The sequence below is a fragment of the Pseudonocardia sp. Cha107L01 genome (assembly GCF_052566575.1).
The window spans coordinates 9,589,130-9,603,510 of record NZ_CP199579.1 but is presented as its reverse complement, the minus strand read 5'-3'; the positions used below and the strand labels follow the sequence as shown (position 1 = coordinate 9,603,510).

Genomic DNA, 14,381 nt, shown 5'->3' with positions numbered 1-14,381 from the left:
GGCCAGCAGGAGAGACGGGCCAGCCGTGCGACTGGTCCGGGCTCTGTCGTTTTCGCTGCGCAACTGTCATCAATCCGTTATCCAGCTGGCCCAGAGACCGCTTTGCCGGGGGTCGGTCACCAGTTGTCCGACGACATTCGGCTGGTGGTCACCCACCGCGCCGGGCCGCCGGGGGGCCTGCAAGCGGCGGACTGCCGCTACCCCAACGGGTCGACCGTACCCGCGGCGGTCGATCAGGCTCGTACCCCCCTCGCTAGCTCTCAGGAAGTGCTCAGTGCGGCTCCAGTGCGGCTCCAGTGCGGCTCCAGTGCGGACTCACAGTAGATTCGGGCCAGCTGGTCCGGCGGCCGTGCGCTGGTCGGTGCACCTCCGTGGGCGGTCCGTCACCGGATCGGGTGTCGGCGAGTGCCCCCGATTGCCCCTGATTGCTCCCGATCGCTCCCCGCCGGCCCGGATCGAACCTTCGACGGCGGGGTCCGGGGCGCCGTTGGCGGCGGCCGGTGGCTAGGATCAGCGCGTCAGGCCCCACCACTGTCGGCAATGCAGGAGGTAGCAGTGACTGCCGTGGCCCCCCAGCCGATCTCGTCGCGCCCGTACCCGGCGCGACGAACGGCTAAGGGAGCGTCCCTGCTGCGCTTCCTGCACACGACGGACCCGAAGGACATCGGGATTCTCTACCTGGTGACCTCGTTCGCCTTCTTCATGGCGGGCGGTGCAATGGCGCTGCTGATGCGCGCCGAGCTGGCCCGCCCGGGCACCCAGTTCCTCTCGCCCGAGCAGTACAACCAGCTGTTCACCATGCACGGCACGATCATGCTGCTGCTGTACGCGACGCCGATCCTGTTCGGCTTCGCCAACTACATCCTGCCGCTGCAGATCGGTTCGCCGGACGTGGCGTTCCCCCGGCTGAACGCCTTCTCCTACTGGCTGTTCCTGTTCGGCGGGCTCACCGTGCTCTCCGGCTTCCTGACCCCGGGTGGCGCCGCCGACTTCGGCTGGTTCGCCTACACGCCGCTGTCCAGCGTGACGCACTCGCCGGGTGTCGGCGCGGACCTGTGGATCATGGGTCTTGCGGTCGCCGGCCTGGGCACCATCCTCGGCGGCGTGAACATGCTCACCACGGTGATCTGCCTGCGTGCACCAGGTATGACGATGTTCCGGATGCCCATCTTCACCTGGAACATCTTCATCACCACGATCCTGATCCTGGTGGCGTTCCCGGTGCTCACCGCCGCGCTGCTGGGCCTGGAGGCCGACCGGCACCTGGGCGCGCACGTGTTCGACCCGGCCAACGGCGGGGTGATCCTGTGGCAGCACCTGTTCTGGTTCTTCGGCCACCCCGAGGTCTACATCGTCGCGCTGCCCTTCTTCGGCATCGTCACCGAGGTGTTCCCGGTGTTCAGCCGCAAGCCGCTGTTCGGCTACAAGGCGATGGTCTACGCGACCGTCTCCATCGCCGCGCTGTCGTTCGCGGTGTGGGCGCACCACATGTACGCCACCGGCGCGGTGCTGCTGGCCTTCTTCTCCTTCACCACCTTCCTGATCGCCATTCCGACCGGGATCAAGTTCTTCAACTGGATCGGCACCATGTGGAAGGGGCAGCTGACCTTCGAGACGCCGATGCTGTTCGCGGTCGGCTTCCTGGTCACCTTCCTGTTCGGCGGGCTGACTGGCATCCTGCTGGCCTCGCCGCCGGTTGACTTCCACGTCAGCGACACCTACTTCGTGGTGGCGCACTTCCACTACGTGCTGTTCGGCACGATCGTGTTCGCCACCTACTCCGGCATCTACTTCTGGTTCCCGAAGATGACCGGCCGGATGATGGACGAGACGCTCGGCAAGGTGCACTTCTGGCTGACCTTCATCGGTTTCCACGCCACCTTCCTGGTGCAGCACTGGCTGGGCGCCGAAGGCATGCCGCGCCGCTACATCGACTACCTGCCCACCGACGGGTTCACCTTCCTGAACACCTTCTCCTCGATCGGCGCGTTCATCCTGGGTGCCTCGACGCTGCCGTTCATCTGGAACGTGTTCCGCAGCTACCGGTACGGCCGGGTGGTCACCGTGGACGACCCGTGGGGCCACGGCAACTCGCTGGAGTGGGCCACCTCGTGCCCGCCGCCCCGGCACAACTTCACCGAGCTGCCCCGGATCCGTTCCGAGCGACCGGCGTTCGAGCTGCACTACCCGCACCTGGTCGGCCGGCTGCGCGGCGAGGCGCACACGGGCAGCCGGGGTGGGCACACCACGCCGTCCGAGTTGGCCGCCGCGAAGACAGCGCCGGAAAACCTGCCGAACGGTGACCCGAAGGAGCACTGACCCTGTCTCTGCACAGGCAAGGTGAGTCGGTGACCGACCGCACGCAAAGGCCGCGATGAACCACGGTGTTTCCGTTCTCATCACGGTGACCGGCCCGGACCGACCAGGTGTCAGTTCAGTGCTGTTCGCCGCGCTGATCCGCCACGGCGTCGAACTCCTGGACGTGGAGCAGGTGGTGATCCGGGGCCAGCTCACGCTGGGCGCGCTGGTCGCCACCGACCGCGACCCGGAGGGGCTGCAGGAGGCCGTCGAGCAGGCCATGGCCAGCATCGCGATGACGGTGCGCACCTCCATCGAGTCCGACGGGGAGCAGGTCCGCCGGGCGTCCAGCCACGTCGTCGTGGTGCTCGGGCAGCCGATCACCGCACGGGCCTTCGGCGAGGTGGCCCGCGCGCTCGCCGCGGTCGGGGCGAACATCGACTCGATCCGCCGGGTGGCCGACTACCCGGTCACCGGCCTGGAACTGATGGTCTCCCCGGACCCGACCGACCCGCACGAGCACCCGCACGGCACGCTGCGCGCCAAGCTGGTCGAGGTGGCCGCCTCGGTCGGGGTGGACGTCGCGGTCGAGCGGGCCGGGCTGGCCCGGCGGAGCAAGCGGCTGATCGTGTTCGACGTGGACTCGACGCTGATCCAGGGCGAGGTCATCGAGATGCTGGCGGCCCGGGCCGGCGCGTCGGCGGAGGCGGACGTCCGGGCGGTCACCGAGGCGGCCATGCGCGGCGAGCTGGACTTCACCGAGTCGCTGCGCCGCCGGGTCGCGGTGCTGGCCGGGTTGCCGGTCTCGGTGCTCGACGAGGTGGCCGACGAGCTCGAGCTGACTCCCGGCGCGCGCACCACGATCCGCACCCTCAAGCGCCTCGGCTTCCGGTGCGGCGTGGTCTCCGGTGGGTTCACCCCGGTGGTGCGTCGGCTGGTCGACGAGCTGGGCCTGGACTTCTGCGCGGCCAACGACCTCGAAGTGGTGGACGGCCGGCTGACCGGGCAGGTGCTCGGCGAGGTGGTCGACCGGGCCGGCAAGGCCGTCGCGCTGCGCCGCTTCGCCGCCGAGTACGGCATCCCACTGGAGCAGTGCGTGGCGGTCGGCGACGGCGCCAACGACATCGACATGCTCTCCGTCGCCGGGCTCGGGGTTGCCTTCAACGCCAAGCCGGCGCTGCGCGAGGTGGCCGACACCGCGCTGTCGCACCCCTACCTCGACGTGGTGCTGTTCGTGCTCGGCATCACCCGGGACGAGGTCGAGGTGGCCGACGCGGCCGAGGGTGTGCTGCGCCGCGTCCCCCTGCCCACCCAGCCATGAGTTCCAACTCAGCCATGAGTTCCAGCTCGGACGCGAGCTCAGCGGGCGCGGGGCCGGATGCTGGCGTGCCCGAGGTGCTTGCTCCGCTGGCCGCGCGGTACGTGGACTGGCTGCGGCTGCCCGCCGCTGCCACCTCCGACACCTCCGGTGAGGACCCCGCGCTGGTGCGGGCCATGCCGATGGTGCTGCGGGTGGAGCGGGCCGAGCCGCCGGGGCGGACCCCGCTGCTGGAGGCGGCGGCCAGCGCGGCGGTGGCGGTCTGCCTCGATCCCCGCTCCGCGCCGGGCGGCGAGTGGTACGACGAGGTGTCGCGCTGGGTGGGTGGCCGGATCCGCAAGGTCACCCGGCGGGCCCGAGGTGCGCACTGGGCGGCGGTACAGCAGCTGCCGGGGGTGACCGTGGCCGTGCGCGGTGACTCGGGTCTCGCCGAGGTGCGCGCGTTGGTACCCGGTCTGGTGTCGGAGTCGCCGCGCGAGGTGTCCCGGTTGCAGATCGCCGGCACCGACCTGCCGCCGGACGAACCGGGCGAGCCGGTTCCCGGCCTGCCGGTCATCTGGCTGAACCCGGCGGTGGAGCTGACCGTCGGCAAGGCGGCCGCCCAGGTCGGCCACGCCACGATGATCATGGCTGCGGCGCTGCCGGCGGCCCGACTCGCCCAGTGGCGGGCGGACGGGCTGCGCTGCGCGGTCCGGGTGGCGACGCCGCAAGGGTGGCGCGCGGTGCTGGACGCGGCGGCGGGCGGCCGTTCCACGGTGCTGGTGCGGGACGCCGGCTTCACCGAGGTGGCACCGGGCACCGTCACCTGCGCCGCCCACTGGCCCGCCTGAATAACCCCCGCGCAGGGCCCCCGCCCCGGCCCGGGGCTTACGGCCGGGCGGCTAGGCGGCGCAGGGCGGCGCGCACCACCTCGGGGTCGGTGGTCGGCCAGAACGGCGGCAGCGAGGCGCGCAGGAACCCGCCGTAGCGCGCCGTGGCCAGCCGGGAGTCCAGGATCGCCACCACGCCGCGGTCGTCCATCCCGCGCAGCAGCCGCCCGGCGCCCTGGGCGAGCAGCAGGGCGGCGTGGGTGGCCGACACGGTGAGGAATCCGTTGCCGCCGCGGGCGTCCACCGCGCGCTGCCGCGCCGAGACCAGCGGGTCGTCCGGGCGGGGGAACGGGATGCGGTCGATCAGCACCAGGCGCAGCGAGCGGCCCGGGACGTCGACCCCCTGCCAGAGGGACAGGGTGCCGAACAGGCAGGTCGCGTCGTCCTCGGCGAACTTCTTCACCAGCAACCCGGTGGCGTCGTCACCCTGGCACAGGATCGGCTGCTCGAGCCGGGGGCGCAGCGCCTCGGTAGCCTGCTTGGCGGCGCGCATCGAGGAGAACAGGCCCAGTGCGCCGCCGCCGGCCGCGGTGACCAGCTCGGCGATCTCGTCCAGGTACGCCTTCGGCAGGCCGTCCCGGCCCGGGGTGGGCAACCGCTTGGCGACGTACAGGATGCCGGCGCGCTCGTGCTGGAACGGCGAGCCGACGTCCAGCCCGGACCAGCGCACCGTGTCGGCGTCGGCGATCGGGTCGCGCTTCGCGGCGCCGGCCTTCTTCGCGGCGCCGGCCTTCCCCGCGGCGCCGTCGTGCGTCTCCACGCCGCCGGTGAGCTCGGCGCCGTCCGGGTTCGGTTGCTCGGCCGGCAGCCCCCACTGTCTGGCCAACGCGTCGAACGAGCCGCCCAGGGTCAGGGTCGCCGAGGTCAGCACCACGGTGCGCGGGCCGAACAGCCGCTCGCGCAGCAGCCCGCCGACGGACAGCGGCGCCACCCGCAGCACCCGGCTCCGGGTGCCGTCCGGGCCCTGTTCGGCCAGCCACACCACGTCGTAGCGCTTGGCCGGGTCCTCCTCGGTGAACGCCGCCAGCAGCCGGGTGGCCGTCTCGCTCACCTCGTCCAGCAGCGCGAGCGCGAGCTTGCGCTGGGTGGCGTGCTCCGGGTCCTCCCGGCGCTCCGAGCCGAGGCCGGCCCGGCACGCGGTGGTCGCGTCGCGAGCGGCGGTCAGCGCACCGGCGACCGGGGCCGGCAGCCCGTTCTCCCAGCGGCCCAGCGGCGCGTCGGCGAGCACCAGGGCGAGTCCCTCGGACGCCTCGTTGAGCCGGTCGGCGACGGCCTGGTCGACGAGCTTGCCGCAGCGGCGGGACGCGGCGGCCACCGACCCGGCGGTGAGCTCGGCGGTGGCCACCCCGGTGACCCGGTCCACCAGGTCGTGCGCCTCGTCGACGACCACGACGTCGTGCTCGGGCAGCACCGCGCGGTTCTCCAGTGCGTCGATCGCGAGCAGTGCGTGGTTGGTGACCACGACGTCCGCCCGCCCCGCCTCGTGCCGGGCCCGCTCGGCGAAGCAGTCGGTGCCGACCGGGCAGCGGGACACCCCGAGGCATTCCCGCGCGGTCACCGAAACCTGGCGCCAGGCCGAGTCCGGTACGCCGGGTACCAGCTCGTCGCGGTCGCCCGTGTCGGTGTCGGAGGACCACTCGTGCAGCCGCTTCACGTGCCGGCCCATCGCCGAGATGGCGAACGGGTCGAACAGCTGGTCGGTGCCGTCGTCGAGGTCCTCGGTGCCGCTGATCCGGTGCAGGCACAGGTAGTTGCGCCGGCCCTTCAGGATGGCGAACGTCGGCTTGCGGCCCAGCACCGGCTTGAGCGCTTCGGCCAGGCGGGGCAGGTCACGGTCCACCAGCTGGCGCTGCAGCGCGATCGTCGCGGTGGAGATCACCACGGTGGTGTCGTTCGCGATGGCGTGCCGGATCGCCGGGATCAGGTAGGCCAGCGACTTGCCGGTGCCGGTGCCGGCCTGCACGGCCAGGTGGGTGCCGCCGAGCAGCGCCTCGCGCACCGCGCGGACCATCTTCTGCTGGCCTTCCCGGGGCTGCCCACCGAGTGCCTCGACGGCGGCGCTGAGCATCTCGTCAACCCCGGGCAGGTCGATGCCGCTCGGGGTGGGCGGGGTCAGCTTGGCGGTCGTGGCCGGCACGTCAACGACGCTACAGGGCTCAGCCGACGGGTCGGCGGCCCCACGCGGTCCGGGGCCGGCCCCGCGCGCCGAGCGTGGGAAGGGGAGGCGAAAACCCCGGTCGGCTCAGGCCACGGTGACGCCCGCCGAGCGCATTTCGTCCAGCGCGGCCGCCGTGCTGGACGGCGCCACGCCGGCGGTGAGGTCGGTGAGCACCGCAGTGGCGAAACCGGCGCGCACCGCATCCAGCGCGGTGGCCCGGACGCAGTAGTCGGTGGCGATGCCGACCACGTCGACCTCGGTGACCTGGCGGGCCCGCAGCCAGTCGGCCAGGCCGGCGCCGCCCGGCTCGGCGCCCTCGAACCCGGAGTAGGCGGCCGCGTACCCGCCCTTGGCGAAGACGGCACCGATCGGGGCCACGTCCAGCGCCGGGTGGAACGCCGCGCCCGCCGTGCCGGCCACGCAGTGCACCGGCCAGGAGCGCACGTAGTCCGGCGTCGCGCTGAAATGGTCGCCGGGGTCGACGTGGTAGTCCCTGGTCGCAACCACCTGGTCGTACCGGCCCGTCACAGCGTTGATCCGCTCGGCGACCGAGGCGCCGCCGGCCACCGCCAGCGAGCCGCCCTCGCAGAAGTCGAGCTGGACGTCGACGATGATCAGCGCGCGCACCGGGGCCCCCTCAGCCGAAAACGGTGGTCAGGGCCGGCTCGCCCCGGGACAGTTTGAGGCCCTCCCAGGGTACCGAGACCAGCGCCGCGCGCAGCCGCTCGCGGGACTGCTCCAGCGACTCCCGCCCGTTCACCGGCTCGCCGCGGTGCACCAGCGGCACCGGCAGCACCCGGTCGTGCGGGCCGGCGGGCACCGGCTTGTCGGCCTGGTACACGACCTCTTCCAGCGCGGTACCGGTCGGCTTGTAGCGGCGCAGCGCGGACTTGCGCCCGCCCCGGGACTCCTTCGCCGAGCTGCGCTTCGCCACCGGCCGGCCGTCCACCTCGACCAGCTTGTAGACCATGCCGGCGGTCGGCGCCCCGGATCCGGTGACCAGCGAGGTCCCCACCCCGTAGGCGTCCACCGGCTCGGCGCGCAGCGCGGCGATGGCGTACTCGTCCAGGTCGCCGGACAGCACCACCCTGGTGCCCCGGGCGCCGAGCTTGTCGAGCTGCTCGCGGGCCTGGCGGGCCAGCTCGCCGAGGTCGCCGGAGTCGATCCGGATGGCGCCGAGCTCCGGGCCGGCCGCCGCCACCGCGGCCTCGATGCCCCGGGTGATGTCGTAGGTGTCCACCAGCAGCGTGGTCTTCGAACCGCTGCTGGCCACCTGGCTGGCGAACGCCTGACGCTCGTCGTCGTGCAGCAGCACGAACGCGTGCGCGGCCGTTCCGGTGGTCGGGATGCCGTAGCGGCGGCCGGCCTCCAGGTTCGACGTGCTGGCGAACCCGGCCAGGTAGGCGGCCCGCGCGGCGGCCACCGCTGCCTCCTCGTGGGTACGCCGCGAGCCCATCTCGATCAGCGGCCGGCCACCGGCGGCGGCGACCATCCGGGCGGCCGCCGAGGCGATCGCGCAGTCGTGGTTGAACACCGAGAGCGCCAGCGTCTCCAGGATCACCGACTCGGCGAAGGTGCCGGTGACGGTGAGCACCGGGGAGCCGGGGAAGTACAGCTCGCCCTCCGGGTAGCCGGTGATGTCGCCGCCGAACCGGTAGTCGGCCAGCCAGCGCAGGGTGTCCGGGCCGACCACCCCGTCCTCGGCCAGCGCATCCAGGTCGGCGTCGGTGAAGCGGAACCGGGCGAGCTGTTCGAGCAGGCGGCCGGTGCCGGCGACCACGCCGTAGCGGCGCCCGTCCGGCAGGCGGCGCGCGAACAGCTCGAAGGTGCATTGCCGCGACGCGGTCCCATCGGCCAGCGCGGCGGCCAGCATGGTCAGCTCGTAGCGGTCGGTCAGCAGCCCGGTGCTGCCGGCAGGTGTCATGACCGCGAAGCCTACTGTCGCGGCGTCTCGGGGCCGATCGTGTTACCACCTCGTGCCCGGGCGTGCGCGCGACACCCGGGAGCTGTCACCATGGACGCATGGCCGCACCACTATCCGCGCCTAGGACGGGGACCACCCACGAGGCGGAGCAGGTCGCGGACGACTCCGTCGCCGTCGAGGTGCCCTGGCAGACCATCGTCTGGAACGACCCGGTCAACCTGATGTCCTACGTGACCTACGTACTGCAGAAACTGTTCGGCTACGACCGGGACAAGGCGACGAAGCTGATGCTCGACGTGCACCACAAGGGACGCGCCACCGTGTCGTCCGGATCGAAGGACAAGGTCGAGGGCGACGTCGCGAAGCTGCACGCCGCCGGCCTGTGGGCCACCATGCAGCGCTCGTGAGAGGTCAGCGTTGAACGGCTGGCGCAGGCAGGGACGGGGCGCCAAGCTGCGGCTGGTCGGCGTGTTCGACCAGCAGGAGGCGGCGCTGCTGCGCGGCCTGATCGGCCAGGTGCGCACCATGCTCGTGCAGCGCACCGACGACGTGCCGGTCGACGAGCTGGCCGAACTGACCGGGATCACGTCCGGGCACACCCGCCCGCCGGAGGACGCGGTGCTGGCCAGGCTGCTGCCCGACTTCCACCGGGACGACCCGGAGCTGGCCGCCATGCTGCGCGCCGCCCGCGAGCCCGAGCTCGTCGCGGCCAAGACGGAGGCGGCCACCGTGGTGCTCGACACCTGCCCGCCGGATGGCGGCCGCGCCGAGCTCACCCCACCGCAGGCCGATGCCTGGCTCTCCGCGCTGAACGACGTGCGGCTCGCGCTGGGCACCACGCTCGGGGTCACCGAGGACATGCCGGACGAGCCGCCGGCCGACGAGGCCCTGGCCGCCCATCTGAGCGTGTACCACTGGCTGACGTTCGTGCAGGACGCCCTGGTCCAGTCCCGCGCCGCCGCGATGTAACCCCGTGAGTGGCGAGTGGTCCTCCCGGACCACTCGCCAGTCACGGCAGTCAACTCAGGGCACCAGTACGAGGCGGCCGCGCACCGCGCCCTCGGCGCAGCGGTGGTGCGCCGAGGCGGCCTTCTCCAGGGGGAACGTCTCGGCCACCCGGAGTGTCAGCGTGCCGGCTTCCACCAGCGCCACCAGCTCGGCCAGCTGCCGCCCGTCGGCCCGGACGAACACCGTGTGCACCCGGGTGCCGCGCAGCGCCGGCGGGGTGGCGGGCCCGGTCACCGAGGCGAACGAGCCGCCGCCACGCAGCGCGTCGTGCGCCCGTACCCCGATCGTCGCCGCGTCCAGCACGCCGTCCACCCCACCGGGAACCAGCGCCCGCACCGCCGCGCCCAGCTCGGCCTCCCTGGGCACGAACAGCTCGGCGCCGAAACCGAGCACCAGCTCGCGGTCGCGCTCCGAGGCGGCCGCCACCACCCGCAGCCCGGCGGCGACCGCCAGCTCGACGGCGTAACCACCGACCGCGCCGGCGGCGCCGGTGACCAGCAGCGTCCGGCCGGCCCGCAGCCCCAGTCCGGCCAGTGCCTGGGCGGCGGTGAGCCCGTTCAGCGGCAGCGTCGCGGCGGCCTCGAAGCTCACGTCACGGGGCGCCGCGGCGACCGATTCGGCGTCCAGCACCAGGTAGTCGGCGTAGCCGGCGGTCGGCACGTCCAGTCGGTCGGACAGCCCGACGACCCGGTCACCGACGGCGAACGCCGCGCCTGCCGGGCTGTCCGACGCGACGAACGCCGCGCCGCCTGCCGGGCTGTCCGACGCGACGAACGCCGCGCCGCCTGCCGGGCTGTCCGACGCGACGAGCGTCGGGCCGACCGCGTCGACCTCGCCGGCCACGTCCCAGCCGATCCCGACCCCGGCCCGGTCCGGCAGCATCCCGGCCAGGGCGGCGGTCCCGGACCGCACGAACACGTCCACCGGGTTGACCGCGGCGGCCCGTACCCGGATCCGGATCTGCCCCGGCCCGGGAACGGGCAGCGGGAGCTCCTCGATCTCGAGGGCCTCCGGTCCTCCGTAGGTCCGCACGACGACTGCACGCATGGCGTTCTCCTCTGCCGACCCTGACGGTTTCTCCGTCTCATCGGGAACATATGAAGGGCCACCCGGCCTTGGTAAGAACGCACTTGCAAGTGCGTACCGCACCGGGAGGAGAGCTGATGGCGACCCAGTCGGCGGCGCAGCGACGTCGTGAGGAGGCGCTCGCCTACCAGGAGTTCGTCCGGGCGTGCCCGACGTCGAAGCTGCTGGACCGGATCGGCGACAAGTGGGTGACGCTGCTGCTGGTGGCGCTGAGCGAGGGCCCGCTGCGCTACGGCGAGCTGTCCCGCGCGGTACCCGGCGTCAGTCAGAAGATGCTCACCCAGTCGCTGCGCGGTCTGGAGCGGGACGGTCTGCTGGCCAGGACGGTGACCCCGAGCGTGCCGGTGCGGGTGGACTACGAGCTGACCCCGCTGGGCCGATCACTGCTCCCGGTACTGAAGGCGATCAAGGACTGGGCCGAGCTGCACATGGACGACGTCGCCGCCGCCAGGGCCGGCTACGACGGGGCGCGGGCGCAGCGGGACGCCGCCGGGAGGAGTGACCGGTACGGCGCCGGTCGGCTCGCCCATGCCGGCTAGCAACCCGGACGGGTGTGACAAGGCAGGGCTTCACGTGCAGGGGGAGCAGACGTGCCCGTACCCTGGACCGGTGCTGGTGATCCGGAAAGATCTCGTGGACGAGATCGTTGCGCACGCCCGTCGGGACCATCCCGACGAGGCGTGCGGGGTGATTGCCGGGCCGGCCGGGTCGGACCGCCCTGAGCGGTTCATCCCGATGGTGAACGCCGCCCGGTCACCGACCTTCTACGAGTTCGAGTCCGGCGACCTGCTGCGGCTGTACCGCGAGATGGACAGCAACGACGAGGTGCCGGTGGTGATCTACCACTCGCACACCGCGACCGAGGCCTACCCGTCCCGGACCGACGTGTCCTACGCGTCCGAGCCGGAGGCGCACTACGTGCTGGTCTCCACCAGGGACGACCAGCCCGCCGGGGAACCGGAGTTCCGGTCCTACCGGATCGTGGACGGCGAGATCACCGAGGAGACCGTCGAGGTGGTCGAGACGTACATGTTCTCCCATACCGGCGCGGACGACGTCCCAGACTGTCGCTGACCCCTGTCGCGCGGGGCGGACAACCCACCGCGACATCTCAGCTCGCCCGTTCCCGGCTCGGCCGCACCACGAGGAGGACCCATGGCCGTCACCGTTTCGATTCCCACCATCCTGCGCACCCACACCGGCGGGGAGAAGTCCGTCCAGGCGTCGGGTAGCACCGTCTCCGAGGTCATCACCGACCTGGACGCCAAGCACGGCGGCATCAAGGCCCGTCTGATCAAGGACGGTTCGCTGCACCGGTTCGTGAACATCTACGTCAACGACGAGGACGTGCGGTTCGCCGGTGGGCTCGAGGCCCCCGTCGCCGACGGCGACTCCCTGACCATCCTGCCGGCGGTCGCCGGCGGGGTCTAAACCCCAGGGAGGCCAGAAGCTGATGGCTCGCTACGACTCCCTGCTGCAGGCTGTCGGGAACACCCCGCTGGTCGGGCTGCCCTCGTTCTCGCCGGCGTCACACGTGCGGCTGTGGGCCAAGCTGGAGGACCGCAACCCGACGGGCTCGATCAAGGACCGGCCGGCGCTGGCCATGATCGAGGCCGCCGAGGCGGACGGCCGGCTGAAGCCCGGTGCCACGGTGCTGGAGCCGACCTCGGGCAACACCGGGATCTCGCTGGCCATGGCTGCCAAGCTCAAGGGCTACAAGCTGATCTGTGTGATGCCGGAGAACACCTCCGAGGAGCGCCGCCAGCTGCTCCTGATGTACGGCGCCAAGATCATCTCCTCGCCGGCCGCCGGTGGCTCCAACCAGGCGGTCGCCATGGCCAAGAAGCTGGCGGCGGAGAACCCCGACTGGGTGATGCTCTACCAGTACGGCAACCCGGAGAACGCCCGCGCGCACTACCGCACCACCGGTCCGGAGATCCTGCGCGACCTGCCCACGATCACGCATTTCGTGGCCGGCCTCGGCACCACCGGCACGCTGGTGGGCACCGGGCGGTACCTGCGTGAGCAGAAGCCGGACGTGCAGATCGTGGCGGCCGAGCCGCGCTACGGGGAGCTGGTCTACGGGCTGCGCAACCTGGACGAGGGGTTCGTGCCGGAGCTGTACGACCCGGAGGTGCTGACCGCCCGCTACTCGGTGGGCAGCTTCGACGCGCTGCGCCGGACCCGTGAGCTGGTCGAGCACGAGGGCATCTTCGCCGGTATCTCCACCGGCGGGGTGCTGCACGCCGCGCTCGCGGTGGCGGAGAAGGCCGCCGGGGGAGCGGAACCGGCCGACATCGTGCTGATCGTGGCCGACGCGGGCTGGAAGTACCTCTCCACCGGCGCGTACGCCGGTGACCTGGAGGAGAGCGCCGCCGATCTGGACGGCCAACTCTGGGCCTGAACTGCCTGTTTCCGCGGCGAACGGCCCCGGCTCGGATCCCCCGAGCCGGGGCCGTTCGGCGTTCCGGAGCCCGGTTCGGTCAGGCTGCCGGGTGTGTTCGCCGAGCTGAACACCACACTGGTTTGATCACGGGGTCGACCAGTTTGGTGTTCGGTTCGGCGAAAGCGCCACGGTGGGTAGCCGGGTTCGGTCAGGCTGCGGTGGTGCTGGATGGGCCTTTTCGCGGGTCGGCCGCGGTCGAGCTCGGGCTGGTGAGCCGGAATGAGCTCGCCGGGCCCAGGTTCCGCCGGCTGTTCCCGGACGTGTACGTGCCGGCCGGGCCCGCGGGTGACCTGGCGTTGCGGTCGGCCGCCGCGTACTTGCTGGTCCGGGACCGGGGCGGGGTCTTGGCCGGGTACTCGGCGGCGCTGCTGCTCGGGGCGGACTGCGCCCCGCCAAGCGCACCGGCCGAGGTCCTGATGGCGCGGAAGTACCGGCGTCACCGAGGCCTGTTCGTGCGCTACGGCAGTGTCGGCGCGGGGGAGGTGGTCGAGATCGCGGGGTGCCGAGTCACCTCCGCGGTGCGCACGGCGTGGGATCTGGCGAGGCGGTTACCCCTGGTCGAGGCAGTGGTCGCGGTGGAACCGCTGACCAGGGTGGGCGGGTTCGAGCCGGTGGAGTTGCTGGCCAGGCGGTCCGTCGAGCCGGGTGCGCGCGGGTGCCGGCGGTTGGTCGAGGTCGTGCGGCTGGCCGACCTTCGTGCGGAGAGCCCTGGGGAGACCAGGTTGCGGCTGTTGCTTGTCCGGGGCGGTCTGCCCACTCCGGAGGTGCAGTACCGGATCATGGACGAGCACGGGCTCGCCCTCGCGCGGGTCGATCTTGCCTACCCGGCGGCAAAGCTGGCTATCGAGTACGACGGCGCGCACCATTTCACCCGGCGGGGCGGGGAGCGCGACCGTGAACGGGACGCCGAGCTGGCCGGTTACGGCTGGCAGACGCTGCGGGTGGGGCGCGACCAGGTGTGCGCGGCGGACACGGTCCGCCGGGTGCATGACATCCTCGCCGCTCGTGCACCGCGCATGTAAAGCGACCGCGCGGGCCGCCTGCAACGCGCCGCGCCCGTAGGGCGACCGCGTGGCGGAGTTGGCGGCCATCGAGCGTTCGCCGAGCTGAACACCACACTGGTCGAACCATGATCGAACCAGTGCGGCGTTCAGCTCGGCGTTGGCGGCCGGCCCAACCCGCGGCCGGCCCAACGTTGCGGTCGGCCCAGCCCGCGGTCGGCCCAACGTTGCGGTCGGCCCAACGTTGCGGTCGGCCCGGCCCGCGGCCGGCGC

The 14,381-nt window shown here is 72.4% G+C and carries 14 protein-coding genes; 10 read left to right on the top strand and 4 right to left on the bottom strand.

The window, feature by feature from the left end:
- Window positions 1-555 precede the first annotated feature (555 nt).
- From ctaD to ACTXG6_RS45275, 3 genes are all read left to right on the top strand, one after another.
- Window positions 556-2,319, top strand: a complete 1,764-nt coding sequence (gene ctaD / locus ACTXG6_RS45285) for an aa3-type cytochrome oxidase subunit I (RefSeq protein ID WP_445185458.1) — start codon at window positions 556-558, stop codon at window positions 2,317-2,319.
- Between the two features lie 55 nt (window positions 2,320-2,374).
- Window positions 2,375-3,619 (top strand): phosphoserine phosphatase SerB, encoded by a 1,245-nt coding sequence (serB, locus tag ACTXG6_RS45280; RefSeq protein WP_445185457.1) that lies wholly within the window; start codon window positions 2,375-2,377, stop codon window positions 3,617-3,619.
- 65 nt (window positions 3,620-3,684) lie between these two features.
- Entirely contained in the window at window positions 3,685-4,446 is a 762-nt protein-coding gene (locus tag ACTXG6_RS45275) for a peptidyl-tRNA hydrolase (RefSeq protein WP_445185456.1), read from the top strand.
- 37 nt (window positions 4,447-4,483) lie between these two features.
- Here ACTXG6_RS45275 and ACTXG6_RS45270 read toward each other — a convergent pair whose 3' ends face one another.
- The 3 genes from ACTXG6_RS45270 to ACTXG6_RS45260 all read right to left on the bottom strand — a co-directional run bounded on the left by ACTXG6_RS45270 (window position 4,484) and on the right by ACTXG6_RS45260 (window position 8,567).
- Window positions 4,484-6,553 carry an ATP-dependent DNA helicase gene (locus tag ACTXG6_RS45270; RefSeq protein WP_445190293.1) on the bottom strand — a complete coding sequence of 690 codons (2,070 nt, stop codon included), beginning with the start codon at window positions 6,551-6,553 and terminating at the stop codon, window positions 4,484-4,486.
- 174 nt (window positions 6,554-6,727) lie between these two features.
- Entirely contained in the window at window positions 6,728-7,270 is a 543-nt protein-coding gene (locus tag ACTXG6_RS45265) for a nicotinamidase (RefSeq protein WP_445185455.1), read from the bottom strand.
- 10 nt (window positions 7,271-7,280) lie between these two features.
- A complete protein-coding gene (locus tag ACTXG6_RS45260; RefSeq protein ID WP_445185454.1) occupies window positions 7,281-8,567 on the bottom strand; it encodes a nicotinate phosphoribosyltransferase in 1,287 nt (428 codons plus the stop codon).
- A gap of 98 nt (window positions 8,568-8,665) precedes the next feature.
- On the opposite strand from ACTXG6_RS45260, the gene clpS reads away from it, so the two are divergent.
- Complete coding sequence (clpS, locus tag ACTXG6_RS45255) at window positions 8,666-8,974, top strand: ATP-dependent Clp protease adapter ClpS (RefSeq protein WP_445185453.1); 309 nt, start codon at window positions 8,666-8,668, stop codon at window positions 8,972-8,974.
- A 10-nt stretch (window positions 8,975-8,984) separates the two neighbouring features.
- Window positions 8,985-9,536: a DUF2017 domain-containing protein gene (locus ACTXG6_RS45250; protein ID WP_445185452.1), complete on the top strand. Its 552-nt coding sequence runs from the start codon at window positions 8,985-8,987 to the stop codon at window positions 9,534-9,536.
- A gap of 54 nt (window positions 9,537-9,590) precedes the next feature.
- Here the strand turns inward: ACTXG6_RS45250 and ACTXG6_RS45245 are convergent, their stop codons facing one another.
- On the bottom strand, window positions 9,591-10,622 hold the full coding sequence (locus tag ACTXG6_RS45245; protein WP_445185451.1) for an NADP-dependent oxidoreductase: 1,032 nt from the start codon (window positions 10,620-10,622) through the stop codon (window positions 9,591-9,593).
- A gap of 116 nt (window positions 10,623-10,738) precedes the next feature.
- On the opposite strand from ACTXG6_RS45245, the gene ACTXG6_RS45240 reads away from it, so the two are divergent.
- The 5 genes from ACTXG6_RS45240 (at window position 10,739) to ACTXG6_RS45220 (ending at window position 14,129) form a co-directional block, all read left to right on the top strand.
- On the top strand, window positions 10,739-11,200 hold the full coding sequence (locus tag ACTXG6_RS45240) for a winged helix-turn-helix transcriptional regulator (protein ID WP_445185450.1): 462 nt from the start codon (window positions 10,739-10,741) through the stop codon (window positions 11,198-11,200).
- Between the two features lie 70 nt (window positions 11,201-11,270).
- Window positions 11,271-11,735, top strand: a complete 465-nt coding sequence (locus ACTXG6_RS45235) for a Mov34/MPN/PAD-1 family protein (protein ID WP_445185449.1) — start codon at window positions 11,271-11,273, stop codon at window positions 11,733-11,735.
- Between the two features lie 81 nt (window positions 11,736-11,816).
- Window positions 11,817-12,092 carry a MoaD/ThiS family protein gene (locus ACTXG6_RS45230; RefSeq protein ID WP_445185448.1) on the top strand — a complete coding sequence of 92 codons (276 nt, stop codon included), beginning with the start codon at window positions 11,817-11,819 and terminating at the stop codon, window positions 12,090-12,092.
- Window positions 12,093-12,114: 22 nt separating this feature from the next.
- Window positions 12,115-13,065, top strand: a complete 951-nt coding sequence (locus tag ACTXG6_RS45225) for a PLP-dependent cysteine synthase family protein (protein ID WP_445185447.1) — start codon at window positions 12,115-12,117, stop codon at window positions 13,063-13,065.
- Between the two features lie 251 nt (window positions 13,066-13,316).
- Window positions 13,317-14,129, top strand: coding sequence for a DUF559 domain-containing protein (locus ACTXG6_RS45220; protein ID WP_445185446.1), 813 nt, complete (start codon window positions 13,317-13,319; stop codon window positions 14,127-14,129).
- The last annotated feature ends 252 nt before the right edge of the window (window positions 14,130-14,381 follow it).

What these genes read in the sequence shown, in the direction of transcription:
- serB (WP_445185457.1), top strand. Translation starts at nt 2,375, where the DNA reads ATGAACCACGGTGTTTCCGTTCTCATCACGGTGACCGGCCCGGACCGA.
- ACTXG6_RS45270 (WP_445190293.1), bottom strand. Translation starts at nt 6,553, where the DNA reads ATGCTCAGCGCCGCCGTCGAGGCACTCGGTGGGCAGCCCCGGGAAGGC.
- ACTXG6_RS45260 (WP_445185454.1), bottom strand. Translation starts at nt 8,567, where the DNA reads ATGACACCTGCCGGCAGCACCGGGCTGCTGACCGACCGCTACGAGCTG.
- clpS (WP_445185453.1), top strand. Translation starts at nt 8,666, where the DNA reads ATGGCCGCACCACTATCCGCGCCTAGGACGGGGACCACCCACGAGGCG.
- ACTXG6_RS45245 (WP_445185451.1), bottom strand. Translation starts at nt 10,622, where the DNA reads ATGCGTGCAGTCGTCGTGCGGACCTACGGAGGACCGGAGGCCCTCGAG.
- ACTXG6_RS45240 (WP_445185450.1), top strand. Translation starts at nt 10,739, where the DNA reads ATGGCGACCCAGTCGGCGGCGCAGCGACGTCGTGAGGAGGCGCTCGCC.
- ACTXG6_RS45230 (WP_445185448.1), top strand. Translation starts at nt 11,817, where the DNA reads ATGGCCGTCACCGTTTCGATTCCCACCATCCTGCGCACCCACACCGGC.
- ACTXG6_RS45225 (WP_445185447.1), top strand. Translation starts at nt 12,115, where the DNA reads ATGGCTCGCTACGACTCCCTGCTGCAGGCTGTCGGGAACACCCCGCTG.